Below are 15954 nucleotides of genomic sequence, written 5' to 3'. Positions count from 1 at the left end.
AACTCGCCGGCCGTCCCGCTGGAGACGACCGGCGGAGACGGTGGAGGGTCATTCGGCTTCGCCGACCACCTCGTCCCAGCTCTTCACCTTGGTCTCACCGTTGAGGAACGGCAGCGCGGCGGCCGTCAGTTCCGGGGCGAAGAAGACGTCGTAGTGGGTGCGGTTGGGCAGGATCGCCAGACGGTTCTGCGACAGGTTCTCGCGCATCCAGCCGGCATCCTTCAGACCGCCGCCGAGCATCTGGTAGAACTTGATCTCGTGCTCGGGCTTGTACATATCGCTGTCGCCGTAAGCGAGCATGACCGGCATCTTGAGCTTGGGAACATCGGCCGAGAAGTCGTAGTTCTGGCGCATGAAATTGCCGAGCGCGTCGAGCAGTTTCGGGAAGTCTTCCGGATGCGGCGCGACGGCGACGTAGGATTTGTACATCGGCGTGTCTTTCATGAACGCCGCCGCGGCGGCGCTCACCTGCGCCTGCTGCGGACGCATCTCGTCGTAAAAGCCGTCGGCCGCATAGCCTGTCGAGACAAGCACCAGCCGGCGCACAGCCTCGGGATGCTGGACCGCCATGCGGAAGGCAACGCCGCCGCCCAGCGAATAGCCCATGACGTCGACCTTGTCGTAACCGAGTGCCTTGACGATACCGGCCATGTCGTCGCCGAGCGCCTGCAGACTGAATGGCCGGTCGCCAAGCGCCGTGCGGCCGTGCCCCTGCAGGTCGACGCCGATGACGGTGCGGTTTTCGGCAAGCTTGGGCAGGATCGGCGCGAACATATCGAAGGAGCCGAGGCCGCCATGCAGCAGAAGCAGCGGCTCACCCTTGCCATAGACGGCGTAATAGTAGTTGACGCCGTTGATCGGCAGCAGGCCGGATTTTTGCGGCTTCGGCAGTGTTGTCGTTTCGGTCGTCATGGCAGGCTTTGACTCCTCTGTGTTGGCTGGGCCCGAGGCGGCCACCAAGGCTGCGAGCGAGGCAAGAATGGCGATAAAAGTCGATCTGGACATGTCGGGTCTCCTCCGGTTCTGCCCAAGGACGAGCGAACACGGCGCGGGCCGACACGATCTGTGGAAATTTGTCTGGCGAGGATCAGCCAGCCATTGTCGGTCGACTAAAAACTGCGCGTCAGTGGCGCTTGGCTTGCACCAGATAGGCGTCGATCTCTGACTCGCCGAGCCATTTGGCGGCCTCCAGACGATGCAGTCCTTCGACAAGTATGTGCCGCTTCCCGTCATGGCGGACCTGGATCGGCATCTTCATGCCGTTTTCCAGTATATCCTCGGCCAGATGCCGGACGGTTTCGGGGTGCAGCGTCTTCTTGCGCGCGGTGGGCACATAGATATCGTCGACCTTGACCTTTTGCACCCTGAGCATGCCTGTCCCCGTGGCGGAACCGCCGCCGCCCTCTGAGATAGTCCGTTTGCTGAGCGCGGCCAAGGGTGCGGCTAACGAATGCTGGCATGATCGTTTCTATTTGACGCCTGGCCGGCGGATCGCCGAAATGGCGCCTCCGATGGGCTAGGGCTTCATGATCAACCTGCCGACCGAATTTCCCGATTTCGGGCTGACGCCCGAGCAACGCCGCCACGCGGTGCGCGGTCACTATTACGAATGGCCGGGCATGGATGGCGAGCGCGGCGAGATCTGGTGCTACAGTGATCGGTTTTCGTATCGTGCCGGCGAAACCGTAACGCTGCATGTTAGTTCCACCGCTCCGTCCTTCGGCATGACGATCGTTCGGGACGGCGGCGCCGAGACGAGGGCGTTCGAGAAATCGGGCATCGCATCGCGCTGGCAGGACAGTCCGGACCAATGCTCGGCAGAAGGCTGCGGCTGGGAAGCCTCCTTTGAATTCCGTGTGGAAAACGACTGGCCGTCCGGCGCCTACCGCGTGACCCTGACCGCCGACGGACGCGACGGCAAGCCGATCCGATCCCACCATCTGTTCATTGTCAGCCCTCCGCCAGGCAAGAAACCCGGCCGTGTTCTGCAGGTGGCGGCGACGGGGACCTGGCTTGCCTACAACACCTGGGGCGGCTCCAACCACTATCAGGGCATCACCGGGCCCGACCGTAACCAGTACTCGCCCATCGTGTCGACGCAGCGCCCCTGGTGCCGCGGCTTCGTCGTGCTGCCCCGGGATGCGCCGCGCGTGCCGTTGGAGGTCGCGGTGCCGCCGAAGACCGCGCCGCGCTATCCGCACATGGAATGGGCGCTCGCCACCGGCCATTCGAAGAAATACGCTTCGTCGGGCTGGGCCAGCTACGACAGCCATTTTTTTCGCTTTGCCGAAGGGGCTGGTTACGATGTCGACCTGACAAGCCAGCACGATCTGCATTTTTCGCCCGAGATTCTCGACGGATATGACTGCGCAGTCTTCGTCGGCCACGACGAATACTGGACCTGGGAAATGCGCGATGCCGTCGACTTCTATGTCGAGCGCGGCGGCCATGCGGCGCGCTTTGCCGGCAATTTCATGTGGCAGACCCGGCTGGAGGACGAAGGCCTCCGGCAGGTTTGCTACAAATACCGCGCCCGGGCCGAGGATCCCGCCTATCGCGGCGGCGACGTGACACGCGCCACCAATTCCTGGGAAGCGCCCGAAATCGGCCGGCCGGGTTCGGCGACCTTCGGGCTCAACGCCACACGTGGTGTCTATGCCGGCTGGGGTGGCTGCGCGCCACGTGGCGTACGCGGCTTTCCGGTCTATCGGCCCGAGCACTGGGCCTTCGCCGGCACCGGCATCTATTACGGCGACCTGCTCGGCGCCGACAGCCATGTCTATGGCTATGAGGTCGACGGGCTCGACTTCGAGATACGCGGCGGCCTGCCCTACCCGACCCCGACCAGCGGTGCGCCCGATGGCTTGCAGGTGCTGGCCGTCGGCATGGCAAGCCAGGTCGAGGAAAGCGCCGACATCCCGGTCGAGGACCAGTTCCTCACCGATGAGGATGGCCGCTTCACCGCCGAAACTTTGTTCGGCGCGGCGAGCGACGCCAATCTCGAAAAGGTCAAACGCGGCAATGGCATGATCGTCAACTTTCCGCGCGGCAAGGGCGAGGTGTTCCATGCCGGAAGCTGCGAATGGGTCGCCGGTCTGCTAAGACAAGACCCGATGGTCGAACGGGTTACCCAGAATGTCCTCGATCGCTATCTTGGAAAGTCCTGACATGTCGAAAGTCCAGCCTGCCGTTCAAGACATTGATGCCCGGCGCCAATCGCATTTGTTCTACCTCTCCAGCCTGCGCCGGCCGCTGATCGACCGTGCCGAAGGTATCTACATGTGGACGCAGGATGGCCGCCGTTTCATCGACGGATCGAGCGGCCCGATGGTCGCCAATATCGGCCATTCCAACCGCAATGTGCTCGATGCGATGAAGCGGCAGATGGACCGCGCCACCTTCGCCTACCGGCTGCATTTCGAAAACGAGCCGGCGGAAGAACTGGCGCGAGAACTTGCCGGCAAGCTGCCGGAAGGCATGGACCGCATCTTCTTCGTCTCCGGCGGCTCCGAAGCGACGGAATCCTGCATCAAGCTGGCGCGGCAATGGGCTGTCGCGACCGGCCAGGCGAGCCGCTGGAAGGTGATCACCCGCTTTCCTTCCTATCATGGCGGCACGCTGGGTTCGCTTTCGATCACCGGCGACGACGCGCTGGCCGAGACTTTCACACCGATGATGCGGGTGATGCCGACCGTGCCGGCACCGACCGCCTGGCGCGACCGCGACAATCTCTCGATGGAGCAGCGTGGCGTCCGCTATGCCGACATGCTGGAGGAAAAAATCCTCGCCGAAGGTCCTGAAAGCGTCGTCGCCTTCATCATGGAGCCGATCGGCGGCGCCGCGACCGCGGCCCTGGTGGCGCCGGACAGCTATTACGCCCGCATCCGCGAGATCTGCGACCGCTACGGAATCCTGCTGATCCATGACGAGGTGATGAGCGGTGCCGGCCGCACCGGCAAATTCCTCGGCGGCGACCACTGGAACTGCAAGCCTGATATCGTCGCGCTGTCGAAGGGCTTGGGGTCGGGCTATGCGCCGCTCGGCGCGCTGGCCGCACCGATGCGGCTAGTCGAGCCGCTTCTCGCCACCGGCGGCTTCCAGCATGGCCATACCTATGCCGGCAATCCGCTCGCCTGCGCCGCCGGGCTTGCGGTGCTGGGCGAAATGGACCGGCTCGACCTGATCGCCAACGCTGCCGCCATGGGCGACGTGCTGATGGACGGATTGAAGGCACTTGCGAAGCGGTTTCCGTTCATTGCCGATGTGCGTGGCAAGGGGCTGCTTACCGGCGCCGAAATGGTCGCCGATCCCGATACGCTGAAACCTATCGAGCAGAGCAAAAAAGCCACGCAGCGCCTACTCGATCTCGCCTATGAGCGTGGGCTGATCATCTATGGCCGCAGGGTCAAGGGCGGCGTCGACGGCGACAATTTCATGGTGGCGCCGCCGATGATCGTCACCAGCGAGCAGGTCGGCGAGATCATCTCCATCATCGGCGACTCGCTTGAAGTTCTGGCCTCCGAGCTAGACCTGCCGGTCGAAGGCCGGGGGTAGAGCAAATGGCACCGCGTAAAGTCATCATCACCTGCGCCGTTACCGGCTCGGTACACACGCCGTCGATGTCGCCCTATTTGCCGGTGACGCCGGACCAGATTGCCGCGGACGCCATCGCGGCGGCCGAGGCCGGCGCCTCGATCCTGCATCTGCATGCCCGCGACCCAAAAGACGGGCGGCCGACCGCCGATCCCGATGTGTTCATGCAGTTCCTGCCGCGCATCAAGCAGGCGACCGATGCGGTGATCAACATCACCACCGGCGGCTCCTCGCTGATGACGCTCGACCAGCGGCTCGCGGCACCGCTGCGGGCTGAACCTGAAATGTGCTCGCTGAACATGGGCTCGATGAATTTCGCGCTGTTCCCGATGCTCGAAAAGCCAAGGGAATGGCAGCACGAATGGGAGCCGCAGCTGCTCGAAGCCACGCGCGACACCATCTTCAAGAACACCTTCGCCGACATTGAGGGTGTTCTCGAGCGGCTGGGCAAAGGCTGCGGCACCCGCTTCGAGTTCGAGTGCTACGATGTCGGCCACCTCTATTCGCTGGTGCATTTCCGCGACCGGGGGCTGGTGTCGGGGCCGCTGTTCATCCAGTTCGTGCTGGGGATCCTGGGCGGCATCGGCGCCGATCCGGACAACCTCATCCATATGAAGCGCATCGCCGACAAATTGTTCGGCGACAGCTACCAGTTCTCGGTGCTCGCCGCTGGGCGCAACCAGATGCCGCTGATCTCGATTGCCGCCGCGATGGGCGGCAATGTGCGCGTCGGGCTGGAAGACAGCCTCTATGATGGCCGCCAGCTGGCGAAATCCAACGCCGACCAGGTGCGCCGCATCCGTGGCATTCTTGACGGGCTTTCGCTGGAGGTTGCCACACCCGCGGAAGCGCGCGACATGCTGGCGCTCAAGGGCGGTGACCGGGTGGCGTTTTGACGAGCACAGCGCCCATGATGAGTGCGATCCTCCTCCGCTCCGGCACCATCGATGATGTCGAAACCATCCACGCGGCGATCCTGAAGCTTGGCAGCCATATCGGTGCGCCGGAGGAAATCATCGCGACGGCGGACGATCTCAGAATCTGGGGCTTCGGCGAAAGGCCCGCCTTCTCGACTCTGATCGCCGAAGTCGATGGCGAATTCGCCGGACTTTGCCTGCATTTCCCGATCTTCTCGACATGGATGGGCCGGCCTGGCGTCTATGTGCAGGACCTCTATGTCGAGGACCAGTTCCGTGGCCGCAAGATCGGCGAGCGCCTGCTGCGACGCGTGGCGGCCGAGTGCCGCAAGCATGGCGGGGTCTATCTCAGGTTGTCCGTCGATACCGACAATGAGGGCGCCAAGGCCTTTTACGAGAGGCTGGGCATTGCCTGGTCGAGTTACGAGCAGACGCAGAAAATCATCGGCGAGGCCTTTTTCGCCTTCGCCGACGCGCCGGAAAATGGGGAGCAGGAATGAAAGCCTTCTATGCGCAGGAGCAGAAGCGACACGACCCCAAGGCCTTTCTTTCCAGCGGCGCGGCGCAGCCGAACCCGGAAAAACCGGAACGCGTCGAAAGATTGTTAGCCGGCGCAAAGTCCGCCGGCTGCACGATCGAGCGGCCGCGCGATCACGGCCTCGGCCCGGTCTCGGCGGTGCACACACCCGAATATCTCGACTTCCTCGAACATATTTTCGAACGCTGGCAGCGCATCGCTGGCGCATCGGCCGAGGTCATCCCCAACATCCACCCGATCGCCCGCAACGGCTCCTATCCGGCCTCCGCCGTCGGCCAGGCCGGATATCACATGGCCGACACCGCTTGCCCAATCTCAGGCGAGACATGGCAAAGTGCACTGTGGAGCGCCTGGAGCGCGGTCGAGGCGGCGGAAACGGTGATGGCAGGCGCTTCCGGCGCCTATGCATTGTGCCGCCCGCCCGGCCACCACGCCTTTGCCGATGTCGCCGGCGGCTTCTGCTTCATCAACAACTCAGCCGTTGCGGCACAAATACTGCGCAAACAGGCGGCCCGCGTGGCGATCCTTGATGTCGACCTGCATCACGGCAACGGGACGCAAGGCATTTTTTATGCGCGACCTGATGTGCTGACGGTGTCGCTGCATGCCGATCCGGTGCGGTTCTACCCGTTCTTCTGGGGCCACGCCCACGAGCGCGGTGAAGGTCCGGGACTTGGCTACAATTTCAACCTGCCGCTGCCGCGGAAATCCGCGGATGCGGCGTTTTTGGAAGCGCTCGGCGTTGCGTTCCAGCGTATCCGCGCCTTCTCTCCCGATGCGCTGGTCGTGGCGCTCGGCCTCGACGCGTTCGAAGGCGATCCGTTCGGCGGGCTCTCGGTGACGACGCCGGGCTTTTCGCGCATCGGCGAGGCGATCGCCGGGCTTGGCCTGCCGACGGTCATCGTCCAGGAGGGCGGCTATCTCTGCGACGGGCTCGGCGACAATCTCACCGCCTTCCTCACCGGTTTTGGCGGCAAGGCGCGGTGACAATGCAAGCTCGCGTCAGGGGCGTTGCTGCCTGAGCATAGCAATCACCCGGTGAACGCTCTCAAGCGTCTCGTCGATTTCGGACGCCGTATTGTAGTGAGCGATGCCGATGCGCACGACGCCCTGCTCGGCAGGAATGCCGAGCTGGTGGACGATCTCCCAGGCATAGTTGTGGCCCGACCACAGGAAGATGTTTTCGGCGTTCATCTGCCTCACGATCGTTTCGGGCACTATGCCGTCCATGGTGAAGGAGACGGTCGGCACGCGATCGCCGAGCCGTTTCGGATCGGTGATGCCGTGGACGGACAGGCCTGAAATGTCGGACAGCCCATCGATCAGCCTTTGTGCCAGCGGGTTTTCATAGGCGATGGAGACTTCGAACGCCTTGGCAATCCTGCGCCTTCTCGACCCGTCCTCGCCGGCCGACGTGCCGAGTCCGGCAAAATAGTCGACCGCGGCGGTGAGCCCGGCCATCAGTTCGATCTGCGGCGTGCCGAGTTCGAAACGCTCTGGCAGTCCGTTCGAGGAACAGCGGCATTTATAGGCTTTCAGACCATCGATAACGTCGCGCCGGCCCCACAATATGCCCATATGCGGACCGAAGAATTTGTAGGCCGAGCAGATCAGAAAATCGCAGCCGAGCTCCTGCACGTCGATCAGGCCATGCGGCGCGAATTGCACGGCATCGACATAGACCAGCGCTCCGGCGTTTTTTGCAAGTTGGGTCAAGGATTTGACCCTGTTGATCGAGCCTGTGAGATTGCTGGCGTAGTTCAACGCTACCAGCCGAGTCTTCCCGGACAACAGACTTGCCAGCATCACCTCCTCGACCTGCCAGGTCTTTTCGTCGAACGGCAGCCAGTGCACGACGAGGCCAAGGTCCTCGGCCAGTTGCAGCCAGGGCGACACATTGCCCTCATGGTCCATGCGGGTGAGGATGATTTCGTCACCGGGCTTCATCGTGCGGCCGAGCGTTCGCGACATATGATAGGTCAGCGTCGTCATGTTGGCGCCGATGATGATTTCCTGCGGGCTCGCCGCACCGAGGAAATCGGCCATCGCCTGATGCGCCTCGTCAACGACCTGCTGTGCCGCGATCGTCGTTTCAAAATGGCCGCCGAGATTGGCGTTGGTCGTGAGCAGGCAGCGCGACACCGCGTCGGCCACAGCCTGCGGCACCTGCGTGCCGGCAGGATTGTCGAGATAGATGCGGCGACGACCCTTGTCGGTCAGCGAGAGAGCGGGGAATTTTCCACGCACGGCCTCGATCGGGAAATCCACCATTGTCTCCATGCCTTTGCTGTTACTCGACAATTCCGCGCCCGGGATCGGTCACGGACAGGGATTGCCGACCCTCTGGTGAACTGTGTCCACCGCCTTCTGCATTTCTTCGGTCCAGACGACATCCACCGAGGACAGCGCCATTTCCAGTTGGGAAATGGTTGTCGCGCCGATGATGTTGGAGGTCACGAAGGGCCGGCTCGAAACATAGGCATTGGCAAACAGCGCCGGCTCCAGGCCGAAAGAGCGCGCCAGTTCATTGTATTCGAGTTGCGCTTCGGCGGCATTGGGCGTCTCATAACGCTGACCGCGATTGAACAGTTGCGAGCGCGAGCCCTGCGGGCGGGCACCGTGATCGTATTTGCCGGTCAGATAACCCTGTGCAAGCGGCGAATAGGCAAGCAGCGACACCCCTTCGCGCTCGCAAATCTCGGCGAGGTTCACCTCGAAGGTGCGGTTGACGAGGTTGTAGGCGTTCTGGATCGAGGCGACGCGCGGACCGATCTCTTTGCCGGCCTCTGCGAGGAAGCGCATCACGCCCCAGGAACTCTCGTTCGAAAGGCCGAAATGGCGGATTTTTCCTGCCTTCACCAGTTCCTCGAACACCGCGAGCGTCTCCGCGATCGGCGTTTCGCCGACTGGTGCGCCGACAGAATCGGCACGCCGCGCCACCGCCCCGATGCGCGTTGGGTTGGCACCCCAGGGGATGTCTCGTTCCGGCCAATGGATTTGATAAAGGTCGAGATAGTCCGTGCCGAGCTTGGCCAGCGACTTGTCGATGGCATCAAAGATATCGGCCCGCACCAATTGCGAGGGCCGGTCGCCGCGAAACCAGGCATTGGCCGTGCGACCGACAACCTTTGAGGCAAGGATCACCTTGTCGCGATTGCCCTTGGCCTTCATCCAGCTGCCAATGATCTTCTCGGTCCGCCCTTGCGTCTCCGCCTTGGGCGGGATCGGATAGAGTTCGGCGGTATCGATGAAATTGACGCCATGCGAGAAGGCCAGGTCCATCTGGGCATGGCCCTCGGCCTCGGTGTTTTGCTGGCCCCAGGTCATCGAACCGAGGCAAATCTGGGTAACAAGAAGATCGGTCCGACCGAGACGGCGTTTGTGCATGGAATTCTGCTCCGGAGGGAATGTATGCGCGGCTGCGCGGAGAGGAATTCGCATCTTATAGGAAAAGCGGAGGCGCTCTCCAAGCCTCGCCGGGCCGACTTTTGCGTGAGCAGAGGCGGTTAGCGGCGTGCGGCGGCCACGGCGCGGCGCTTGGCCTCGTCGATCAGCATATTGGCGATCTGCATGCGGATCATGGCGCGCTGGCGCAAATGCGGGGCAACGCGGTCGGGATGATTGGCGAAAGCAAAGCTGCGGCGCATGCGACCGAAATCGGCAACGCCTTTGGGCTGATCCAATCCCAGTTCGACCGCAATCGATTCAGGATCGATTGGCGGTAATTTTTCTTCCGGCTTCGGCTCTTCGCCAGCCAAGGCGAGCCTGGCCTGTTCAAGCAAGGCGGCAAATTCGCTGGCCAGATCGACACCAGCCTCGCGATATTCCGCGGCGGATACCTTGATGCGGCCGGAATGGAGTTCATCGGCGACCGAGAGATAGTCGAACGGGATGGATGGGCGCGCGCCGGTCTCCTCGCCCTCGCTGCCATCGCCTTTTTCGGAGGCAACGAAGAGGTCGTCGAGCAACGAAGCGAAATCACGCTTGGCGCTAGTAGCGATGTCAGCCTCCCCTTGCCTGACTGTCTGGATTACCGAGCATAGAACCGGCTCGTTAAAAATACATGCCACCGGTCTTAACGAATTTAGCCGTTGCGAGGATTGCTATCGAGGATCAATGCTCCCCAAACAAAAGCCGGACTGCACCTTCATGCAGGCCGGACGGCGAGGAAAAACTGGCCATGTGCCAGCTTCGAAGCCTACGACTGGCGCGGCGCAGAAGTCTCATCGGGGCCGAAATAAAATTGTAAAAAATCATCCGGGCATGGCAGGCATGCAAATGCTGCAATGCACAATCTTCACGATTCACCTATACTGTCTGGCGTGGAGGACCAATCAGGAGCCTGAATCATGGGTTTCTTCACGGAAATGTTCGCCCGGCCGCGCCCGCAGGAACATCAGAGGTATCGCGCGGCGCTCGCGTTGCTTCATTCGATGAGCAATGCCGAGCGTGCCGACATCGGCGTCAAGCCCGCCGATTTCCCGCGCATCGCCCGCGAAATGTCCATCCGCTAAGCAGGTGCGAGATGCCCCGGATCGATCCAGGACATCTCGATTCCTCAACGCGATCCCAGGAACGTCGCCTTGCCAAGCGGCACGCCATTGTGGCGAAGGATGTCGTAGGCGGTGGTGAGGTGGAAATAGAAGTTGGGCATGGCCACATGCAGCAGATACTGCATGCCGCGCAATGTCGTTTCCCGGCCCGCCAGCTTCAACTCGATCATCCTGTCATCCGACCCGTCGATATCGGCGGCCGAAAAAGTCGCCAGATAGGCGACCGTCTTGGCGATCCTCGCTTCGAGTTCGGCAAAGCTTGCTTCATTGTCCTCGTATTTCGGCACTTCGCGGCCGGCCAGCCGTGACGGCGCGCCCTTGGCATGGTCGGTTGCGATCTGCACCTGCCTGGTCAGCGCGAACATGTCGGGCGCAAGCCGCGCCGTCAAAAACACCTGCGGGTCGATCTTGCGATCAAGCGCATTCTGTTCGGCTGCCGCCAGCACACTGGAAAGTGCCTTCAGCCTGGCTGAAAACACGGGCACGGATGCCTCATACATCGATATCGTCACGTCAGATCTCCTGTCCGGCAGGAACGCCGCGGAAGGACGTAGCGCCCTCAACCGCGATTCTTCAAGCTGAAGCCGCACGGCGTCACCACGTCGCCGCAATCGCCATGGTAGAATCTTCGTTATCGAGCGGAGATTCCCGATGAGACGCGCCCTTCTCGCAGCGACTGCCCTTCTCTCCCTTGCCACGACACGCCAGACGGCATTGGCCGCCAGCGATACACCCGAAGCGCCCTACGTCGATGATCGGTCGAGCGCGGATGCGGTCGTCCGCTCTCTCTACAGCGCCATCAACCGGCATGAATTCGCGCGCGCCTGGGGCTACTACAGCGATACAAAGCCGGCAAAGGATTTCGATACATTCGTCAAGGGCTATGACGGCACCGACAGGGTGGAGGTCAGGACTGGTCCGATTTCGGACGAGGGCGCGGCGGGCAGCATCTATTACAACGTCCCGGTCGCCATCCAGGCAACCGACAAGAAGGGCGAAGCGAAGGTTTTCGCCGGCTGCTACACGCTGCGCCAGGTCAATGCCCAGATCCAGGCGCCACCCTTCCAGCCGATCTTCATCGACAAGGGCGCGCTGAAGCCCTCCGCCGCCGATCTCGACGAGGCGTTGCCGCCAAGCTGCGGCGACGGTCCGCCGCCGCCGAAGAAGGATACCGCGCTGGAACAGGCCAAGAAGGCCTTCCTCGCGACCTATGGCGACCAGTGCGACAAGGATCTTTTGGCCAATGAGCCGGAGGTCTTTTCGATCAAATACAAGTACAAGAATGCTCAGCCGGGCGACCCGGACAAGGAAACCCGCCTATTCCACTTCTCCTGCTCGGCCGCCGCCTACAATGAAAGCTCGGTCTATTACATGACCGACGAGGTGGACGGTGTCAGGCAATTGCAGTTCGCCGAACCTCAGACCGATATACGCTACGAGAATAATGACAGCGAAGGCAAGCTGTTGAGTGTAACGGTAATCGGCTTCCAGACCACAGGATGGGCGGTCAATTCCGACTATGACCAGGACGCCCACACGATCACCACGTTCAACAAATGGCGCGGCGTCGGCGATGCTTCGGATGCCGGGACGTATCTGTTCCGCAACGGCGATTTTTCGCTGGTTCAGTATGACGTCGACGCGTCCTATGACGGCAAGGAGAATCCGCAGACCATTGTCGACTACAACACCGCGCCTTAGAGCGGTCCACACATTGGCCTTTACGGCGCCTTCGACAGCATCCAGTTGAGCGTGCCGCGCCAGTCGACCATGCGGATCGGCGTGCCGTGGGTACCGGTTTCGAAGCGGACGAAGCGGGTCGGATAGGTTTTTGATTTCGCAAGGATGGAGCGGAAGAACGCTTCCTGGCTGGCCACGGGAAAGACCACGTCATGGCTGCCCTGGCCGAAGAACACTGGCACGCGACGCTTAAAGGCGGGACTTGCGAGAAAGCCCTCGTCCCACAGCGATCCGAGCAGCAGCAGTCCATTCACGCGGCCGCCAGTATCCTTGCGTGCGGCAAGCTTCCAGCACAGCGCTCCACCCATCGAGCCGCAGGCGACGAAGATTTTCGCGCCCGGGGACTGTTCGGCATAGTGATCGATCAGGGCCGCGACCTGTGCTGCGCCCTTGTCGCCGAAATCAGGAAAATCCGGAGAGATGTAGAGCCCGCCATTGCCGGCCATCAGGTTCTTGAGGCGGTTGAAATTGCCGCCGAAGGTGAAGTCGTCGACGCCTTGCTTACGGCTGCCGCCCTGCCCGTGCAGATAGAGCACGATGACGGCGGCCCCTTGCGTCTTGCCGACGGCGACATGCCTGACATCGCCGGCGTCCGTCTTCAGCAGCAGATCCTGCTGTACCTTGCGCACGCCGGTGTCGGTGTACTGGGCATGCACGCGCTTTTCCGGCACCTCGTCGCGCTGGTTGATGTCGCGCATCTCACGGTAGTCGAGGACCGTGTAGGCGCCGTTGCTGTCGGATGAGAGCGTCGCCGGATAGGCGAAGACATCGTCCTTGAACGGTTTTAGCGTGAGAGCATCAGCGTGAGCAGCGATCGGAAATATGATTGCAGCCAGAAAGGCCAGGAAAGCGCGAGATAAGCGGCGGCGAAGCAAGGTGGGGAATGCCATACAGAAAGGCATGCGGAATACAGGCCGGGTTTGTCAATCCTGCAGCACGCCGCCTGCGCTTTCCAGCGCCTCTCGGGTGTCGACGTCGACGGATGCGCCCTCGCCGATCTCGACATCGATGACATCGAGCCCCTCGGCCTCGACCAGATGGCGTGCGCCGGTGTCGCCTTCGAGATGGGCGAGGGCCGCGAACAGCGAACGCGGCAGGAGCACCGGATTGCCGCGTTTGCCTTCATGCGAGGCGCGGACCACTGAGTTGCCGCCGGCCCGGCGGAAGGCATCGATGAGCCTGTCAAGGTCGTCGGACGCGACACCCGGCATGTCTCCCAGAACGATCATCGCACCAGCGATGTCCTCGGGGAGATAGGCAGTACCGGCCTTCAGCGAGGTCGACAGGCCATCGGCAAAATCGGGATTGTCGGCGAAGGTGACGTCGAGGCCCGACAATGCCGCGCGGACCCGCTCGCGCTGATGGCCGGTGACGACAATCGTGCCTGAAGCCTTCGAGGCGAGCGCGCGTTCGGTGGTGCGGCGCACCAGCGGTTGACCGTCGAACAGCGCCATCAGTTTGTTCGGCCCGCCCATGCGGCTCGACCGGCCCGCCGCCAAAAGCACGATCCCGACCTTGAGCCGGTTTTTGGCCGGCAGCGGCTCGCGCGGCTGCGGCCGCGTCGGTATCTCCATCAGCAGGCCGCCGACACCCATGCCGGCGATGTCGCGCGCGGTGACATCGAGGCCTGCAATCAACCGGTCGAGCACCCAGTCGAAGCCGTTTTCCTTGGGGCTGCGGGCGCAGCCAGGCGCGCCGATGACGCGCTTGCCGCCGAGTGTGCCGAGCACCAGCAGATTGCCGGGATCGACAGGCATGCCCGCGCGGATGACGGTACCGCCCGCCCTCTCGATCGCCGCTGGAATGACGTCGGCGAAATCGCTCATGGCTGAAGCCCCGAAGATCACCACCATGTCGTTGTCGCGCGCAAGCGCGATGGCGGCCTCGGCGACAGGGCCGATCTCATGCGGCGTGCGGCGCTCCGCCGTCAGCCTGCCGCCCGAGCGCGCCAGCCGGGCTTCGGTGACGCGCAACGTCTTGTCGAGCACAGTTGGTTTGATCCCCGGCAGCACCGTCTGAATGACACCTACACGCACCGGCTGATAGGCGTTGACGGCAAAAATTTCGACGCCGGCGCAGATTTTCACCACGGCGTCGACCAACGCGGAAGAGACCGCGAAGGGGATGATCTTCACCGTCGCGACCATCTGGCCCTTTTCGACCGGCGAGTGCCGGGCCAGCGTGGCGATGGTGATGGCCGGATCGACGGCATTGATGGCGTCGATGACAGCGGCGTTGACCGTGAAGATACCAGCCGCCTTGGCGTGGAGGTTGACCCGACCGGTGGCGGCAGGCTTCGCCTCGATGCCGCCAAAGGTCATACTCTGCGCAATTCTTTGCGCCGCGGCGTCCTCGCCGAGATCGTCAGGGGTCAGCACGGCCGCGACGACCTGCAGGATACCCGCCCCTTTGAGTATGGAGACATCTTCGGCGCTCAGCCTGTGCGCCTTGCGAAACCGCTTTTCGCCCGCCGTGGTGGCATGCGCCAGCACCGCCCCCTCGGCGGCCTCGATTGGTATCGGACCAAATTTCACGCCGCTGCGCCCTTCACATCGAGACCGCGCGAGCGGAAGGCAAGGATGGTCTGCGCGAGAATGGCGACGGCGATCTCGGCGGGGCTTGCCGCCCCGATGTCCAGCCCGATCGGCGCGTGGATACGCGCGATCTGGTCGGCACTCGCGCCCAGCGCCAGCAGGCGCTCGACGCGCTTGGCATGCGTCTTGCGGCTGCCAAGTGCCCCGACATAGAAGCAGTTGGCGTCGAGTGCCGCCTTCAGCGCGAAATCATCGATCTTCGGGTCATGGGTGACAGCGGCGAGCGCGGTGTAACTGTCGAGCGGCTGGCGCTCCAGCACATCCTGCGGCCAGTCGGCATGCAAGGCGACGTCGGGAAACCGGTCCGATGTGGCGAAGGCGGTTCGCGGATCGATGATCTCCAGGGGATAGCCGGCGATCCGGGCCATCGGCGCGAGCGCCTGGCTGATATGGACGGCGCCGATCACCACCATGCGCGGCTGCGGCAGATGCGCATTGAGAAAAAATGTCCGACCTTCCGCCTCGACGGAGCCGGAATCGCCGGAGCGAAACGCCTTGGCGATCGCCGCTCCGAGATCGCCGGCGACCTGATCGCCCTCCCGCACGATACGATCGCAACCGTCACCGAGATCGGTGACGAGGATCGCCGCGCGGCGGGCGCGTCGTTCGGCATTGAGCGTCTTCAGCGCGTAGGGATCCATCTGAGGTCAGCCCAATCGCTCAACATAAACCTTGATACGGCCGCCACAGGACAGGCCCACCTGCCAGGCCGTCTCATCGGCGACACCGAACTCCAGCATCTTGGCCTTGCCGGAGCCGATGACGTCGACCGCCTCGGTCACGACGGCGCCCTCGACGCACCCACCCGAAACGGACCCGTGGAAAATGCCATCGGCATCGATGACAAGGTGGCTGCCGACCGGGCGTGGCGCCGAACCCCAGGTCTCGACCACGGTCGCGATAGCCACATCCTTGCCGTCCTTCATCCAGGTTTCCGCGATGATCAGCGGGTCGCGGGCCTCATCGAGATAAATGCTGTCGCTCATCGTTGCTTCTCTTAGGGTCTGTTTTTCCAGGGG

At 62.8% G+C, this 15954-nt stretch carries 17 protein-coding genes; 7 read left to right on the top strand and 10 right to left on the bottom strand.

The genetic code is table 11. The annotated features are described in order from the left end of the window. Positions 1–48: 48 nt before the first annotated feature. Both FJ492_RS07425 and FJ492_RS07420 read right to left on the bottom strand, forming a co-directional pair. Positions 49–1005: an alpha/beta hydrolase gene (locus FJ492_RS07425; RefSeq protein WP_140769258.1), complete on the bottom strand. Its 957-nt coding sequence runs from the start codon at positions 1003–1005 to the stop codon at positions 49–51. A gap of 118 nt (positions 1006–1123) precedes the next feature. Further along, positions 1124–1372, bottom strand: a complete 249-nt coding sequence (locus FJ492_RS07420) for a ParB N-terminal domain-containing protein (RefSeq protein ID WP_140769256.1) — start codon at positions 1370–1372, stop codon at positions 1124–1126. A 154-nt stretch (positions 1373–1526) separates the two neighbouring features. Between FJ492_RS07420 and FJ492_RS07415 the strand changes: the two genes are divergently transcribed. The 5 genes from FJ492_RS07415 to FJ492_RS07395 are packed head-to-tail and all read left to right on the top strand — an operon-like array spanning position 1527 to position 7035. Next, positions 1527–3167, top strand: coding sequence for a N,N-dimethylformamidase beta subunit family domain-containing protein (locus tag FJ492_RS07415; RefSeq protein WP_181166596.1), 1641 nt, complete (start codon positions 1527–1529; stop codon positions 3165–3167). 1 nt (position 3168) lies between these two features. Then, positions 3169–4554: an aspartate aminotransferase family protein gene (locus tag FJ492_RS07410; protein ID WP_140769254.1), complete on the top strand. Its 1386-nt coding sequence runs from the start codon at positions 3169–3171 to the stop codon at positions 4552–4554. A 5-nt stretch (positions 4555–4559) separates the two neighbouring features. Continuing rightward, the gene (locus tag FJ492_RS07405) at positions 4560–5489 is read left to right on the top strand and encodes a 3-keto-5-aminohexanoate cleavage protein (protein ID WP_140769252.1); all 930 of its coding nucleotides are present in this window, start codon (positions 4560–4562) and stop codon (positions 5487–5489) included. 14 nt (positions 5490–5503) lie between these two features. Continuing rightward, entirely contained in the window at positions 5504–6010 is a 507-nt protein-coding gene (locus FJ492_RS07400) for a GNAT family N-acetyltransferase (RefSeq protein ID WP_140769250.1), read from the top strand. Continuing rightward, the gene (locus tag FJ492_RS07395) at positions 6007–7035 is read left to right on the top strand and encodes a histone deacetylase family protein (protein ID WP_140749690.1); all 1029 of its coding nucleotides are present in this window, start codon (positions 6007–6009) and stop codon (positions 7033–7035) included. Before FJ492_RS07400 ends, FJ492_RS07395 begins: the two co-directional genes overlap by 4 nt. 15 nt (positions 7036–7050) lie before the next feature. Here the strand turns inward: FJ492_RS07395 and FJ492_RS07390 are convergent, their stop codons facing one another. The 3 genes from FJ492_RS07390 to FJ492_RS07380 all read right to left on the bottom strand — a co-directional run bounded on the left by FJ492_RS07390 (position 7051) and on the right by FJ492_RS07380 (position 10016). Continuing rightward, positions 7051–8319 (bottom strand): cysteine desulfurase-like protein, encoded by a 1269-nt coding sequence (locus FJ492_RS07390; RefSeq protein WP_181166595.1) that lies wholly within the window; start codon positions 8317–8319, stop codon positions 7051–7053. A gap of 48 nt (positions 8320–8367) precedes the next feature. Then, complete coding sequence (locus tag FJ492_RS07385) at positions 8368–9435, bottom strand: aldo/keto reductase (RefSeq protein WP_140506327.1); 1068 nt, start codon at positions 9433–9435, stop codon at positions 8368–8370. 119 nt (positions 9436–9554) lie between these two features. Continuing rightward, positions 9555–10016, bottom strand: coding sequence for a hypothetical protein (locus tag FJ492_RS07380; protein WP_140749757.1), 462 nt, complete (start codon positions 10014–10016; stop codon positions 9555–9557). A 381-nt stretch (positions 10017–10397) separates the two neighbouring features. Between FJ492_RS07380 and FJ492_RS07375 the strand changes: the two genes are divergently transcribed. Continuing rightward, complete coding sequence (locus FJ492_RS07375; RefSeq protein WP_084636818.1) at positions 10398–10562, top strand: hypothetical protein; 165 nt, start codon at positions 10398–10400, stop codon at positions 10560–10562. A 44-nt stretch (positions 10563–10606) separates the two neighbouring features. On the opposite strand, the gene FJ492_RS07370 is transcribed toward FJ492_RS07375, so the two are convergent. Beyond that, complete coding sequence (locus tag FJ492_RS07370; protein ID WP_140506332.1) at positions 10607–11113, bottom strand: DUF1993 family protein; 507 nt, start codon at positions 11111–11113, stop codon at positions 10607–10609. A gap of 139 nt (positions 11114–11252) precedes the next feature. Here FJ492_RS07370 and FJ492_RS07365 point away from each other — a divergent pair, with 139 nt between their 5' ends. Next, positions 11253–12302 (top strand): DUF1176 domain-containing protein, encoded by a 1050-nt coding sequence (locus FJ492_RS07365; protein ID WP_140769246.1) that lies wholly within the window; start codon positions 11253–11255, stop codon positions 12300–12302. 20 nt (positions 12303–12322) lie between these two features. On the opposite strand, the gene FJ492_RS07360 is transcribed toward FJ492_RS07365, so the two are convergent. The 4 genes from FJ492_RS07360 to FJ492_RS07345 are packed head-to-tail and all read right to left on the bottom strand — an operon-like array spanning position 12323 to position 15921. Continuing rightward, the gene (locus FJ492_RS07360; RefSeq protein ID WP_140769244.1) at positions 12323–13231 is read right to left on the bottom strand and encodes an alpha/beta fold hydrolase; all 909 of its coding nucleotides are present in this window, start codon (positions 13229–13231) and stop codon (positions 12323–12325) included. Between the two features lie 33 nt (positions 13232–13264). Further along, the gene (locus FJ492_RS07355) at positions 13265–14875 is read right to left on the bottom strand and encodes a molybdopterin-binding/glycosyltransferase family 2 protein (RefSeq protein WP_140769242.1); all 1611 of its coding nucleotides are present in this window, start codon (positions 14873–14875) and stop codon (positions 13265–13267) included. Beyond that, on the bottom strand, positions 14872–15576 hold the full coding sequence (locus FJ492_RS07350) for an XdhC family protein (RefSeq protein WP_140769240.1): 705 nt from the start codon (positions 15574–15576) through the stop codon (positions 14872–14874). Before FJ492_RS07350 ends, FJ492_RS07355 begins: the two co-directional genes overlap by 4 nt. Before the next feature lie 6 nt (positions 15577–15582). After that, the gene (locus FJ492_RS07345) at positions 15583–15921 is read right to left on the bottom strand and encodes an XdhC family protein (RefSeq protein ID WP_140769238.1); all 339 of its coding nucleotides are present in this window, start codon (positions 15919–15921) and stop codon (positions 15583–15585) included. Positions 15922–15954: the final 33 nt, after the last annotated feature.

It is taken from the genome of Mesorhizobium sp. B2-5-4 (assembly GCF_006441095.1).
GTDB lineage: Bacteria > Pseudomonadota > Alphaproteobacteria > Rhizobiales > Rhizobiaceae > Mesorhizobium > Mesorhizobium salmacidum.
This window is presented reverse-complemented; position numbering and strand designations above follow the sequence as displayed.

Bases quoted from the DNA above. Each gene is read 5' to 3' on its own strand.
- FJ492_RS07425 (WP_140769258.1), bottom strand. From the start codon at position 1,005: ATGTCCAGATCGACTTTTATCGCCATTCTTGCCTCGCTCGCAGCCTTG.
- FJ492_RS07420 (WP_140769256.1), bottom strand. From the start codon at position 1,372: ATGCTCAGGGTGCAAAAGGTCAAGGTCGACGATATCTATGTGCCCACC.
- FJ492_RS07415 (WP_181166596.1), top strand. From the start codon at position 1,527: ATGATCAACCTGCCGACCGAATTTCCCGATTTCGGGCTGACGCCCGAG.
- FJ492_RS07410 (WP_140769254.1), top strand. From the start codon at position 3,169: ATGTCGAAAGTCCAGCCTGCCGTTCAAGACATTGATGCCCGGCGCCAA.
- FJ492_RS07405 (WP_140769252.1), top strand. From the start codon at position 4,560: ATGGCACCGCGTAAAGTCATCATCACCTGCGCCGTTACCGGCTCGGTA.
- FJ492_RS07400 (WP_140769250.1), top strand. From the start codon at position 5,504: ATGATGAGTGCGATCCTCCTCCGCTCCGGCACCATCGATGATGTCGAA.
- FJ492_RS07395 (WP_140749690.1), top strand. From the start codon at position 6,007: ATGAAAGCCTTCTATGCGCAGGAGCAGAAGCGACACGACCCCAAGGCC.
- FJ492_RS07390 (WP_181166595.1), bottom strand. From the start codon at position 8,319: ATGGTGGATTTCCCGATCGAGGCCGTGCGTGGAAAATTCCCCGCTCTC.
- FJ492_RS07385 (WP_140506327.1), bottom strand. From the start codon at position 9,435: ATGCACAAACGCCGTCTCGGTCGGACCGATCTTCTTGTTACCCAGATT.
- FJ492_RS07375 (WP_084636818.1), top strand. From the start codon at position 10,398: ATGGGTTTCTTCACGGAAATGTTCGCCCGGCCGCGCCCGCAGGAACAT.
- FJ492_RS07365 (WP_140769246.1), top strand. From the start codon at position 11,253: ATGAGACGCGCCCTTCTCGCAGCGACTGCCCTTCTCTCCCTTGCCACG.
- FJ492_RS07360 (WP_140769244.1), bottom strand. From the start codon at position 13,231: ATGGCATTCCCCACCTTGCTTCGCCGCCGCTTATCTCGCGCTTTCCTG.
- FJ492_RS07350 (WP_140769240.1), bottom strand. From the start codon at position 15,576: ATGGATCCCTACGCGCTGAAGACGCTCAATGCCGAACGACGCGCCCGC.
- FJ492_RS07345 (WP_140769238.1), bottom strand. From the start codon at position 15,921: ATGAGCGACAGCATTTATCTCGATGAGGCCCGCGACCCGCTGATCATC.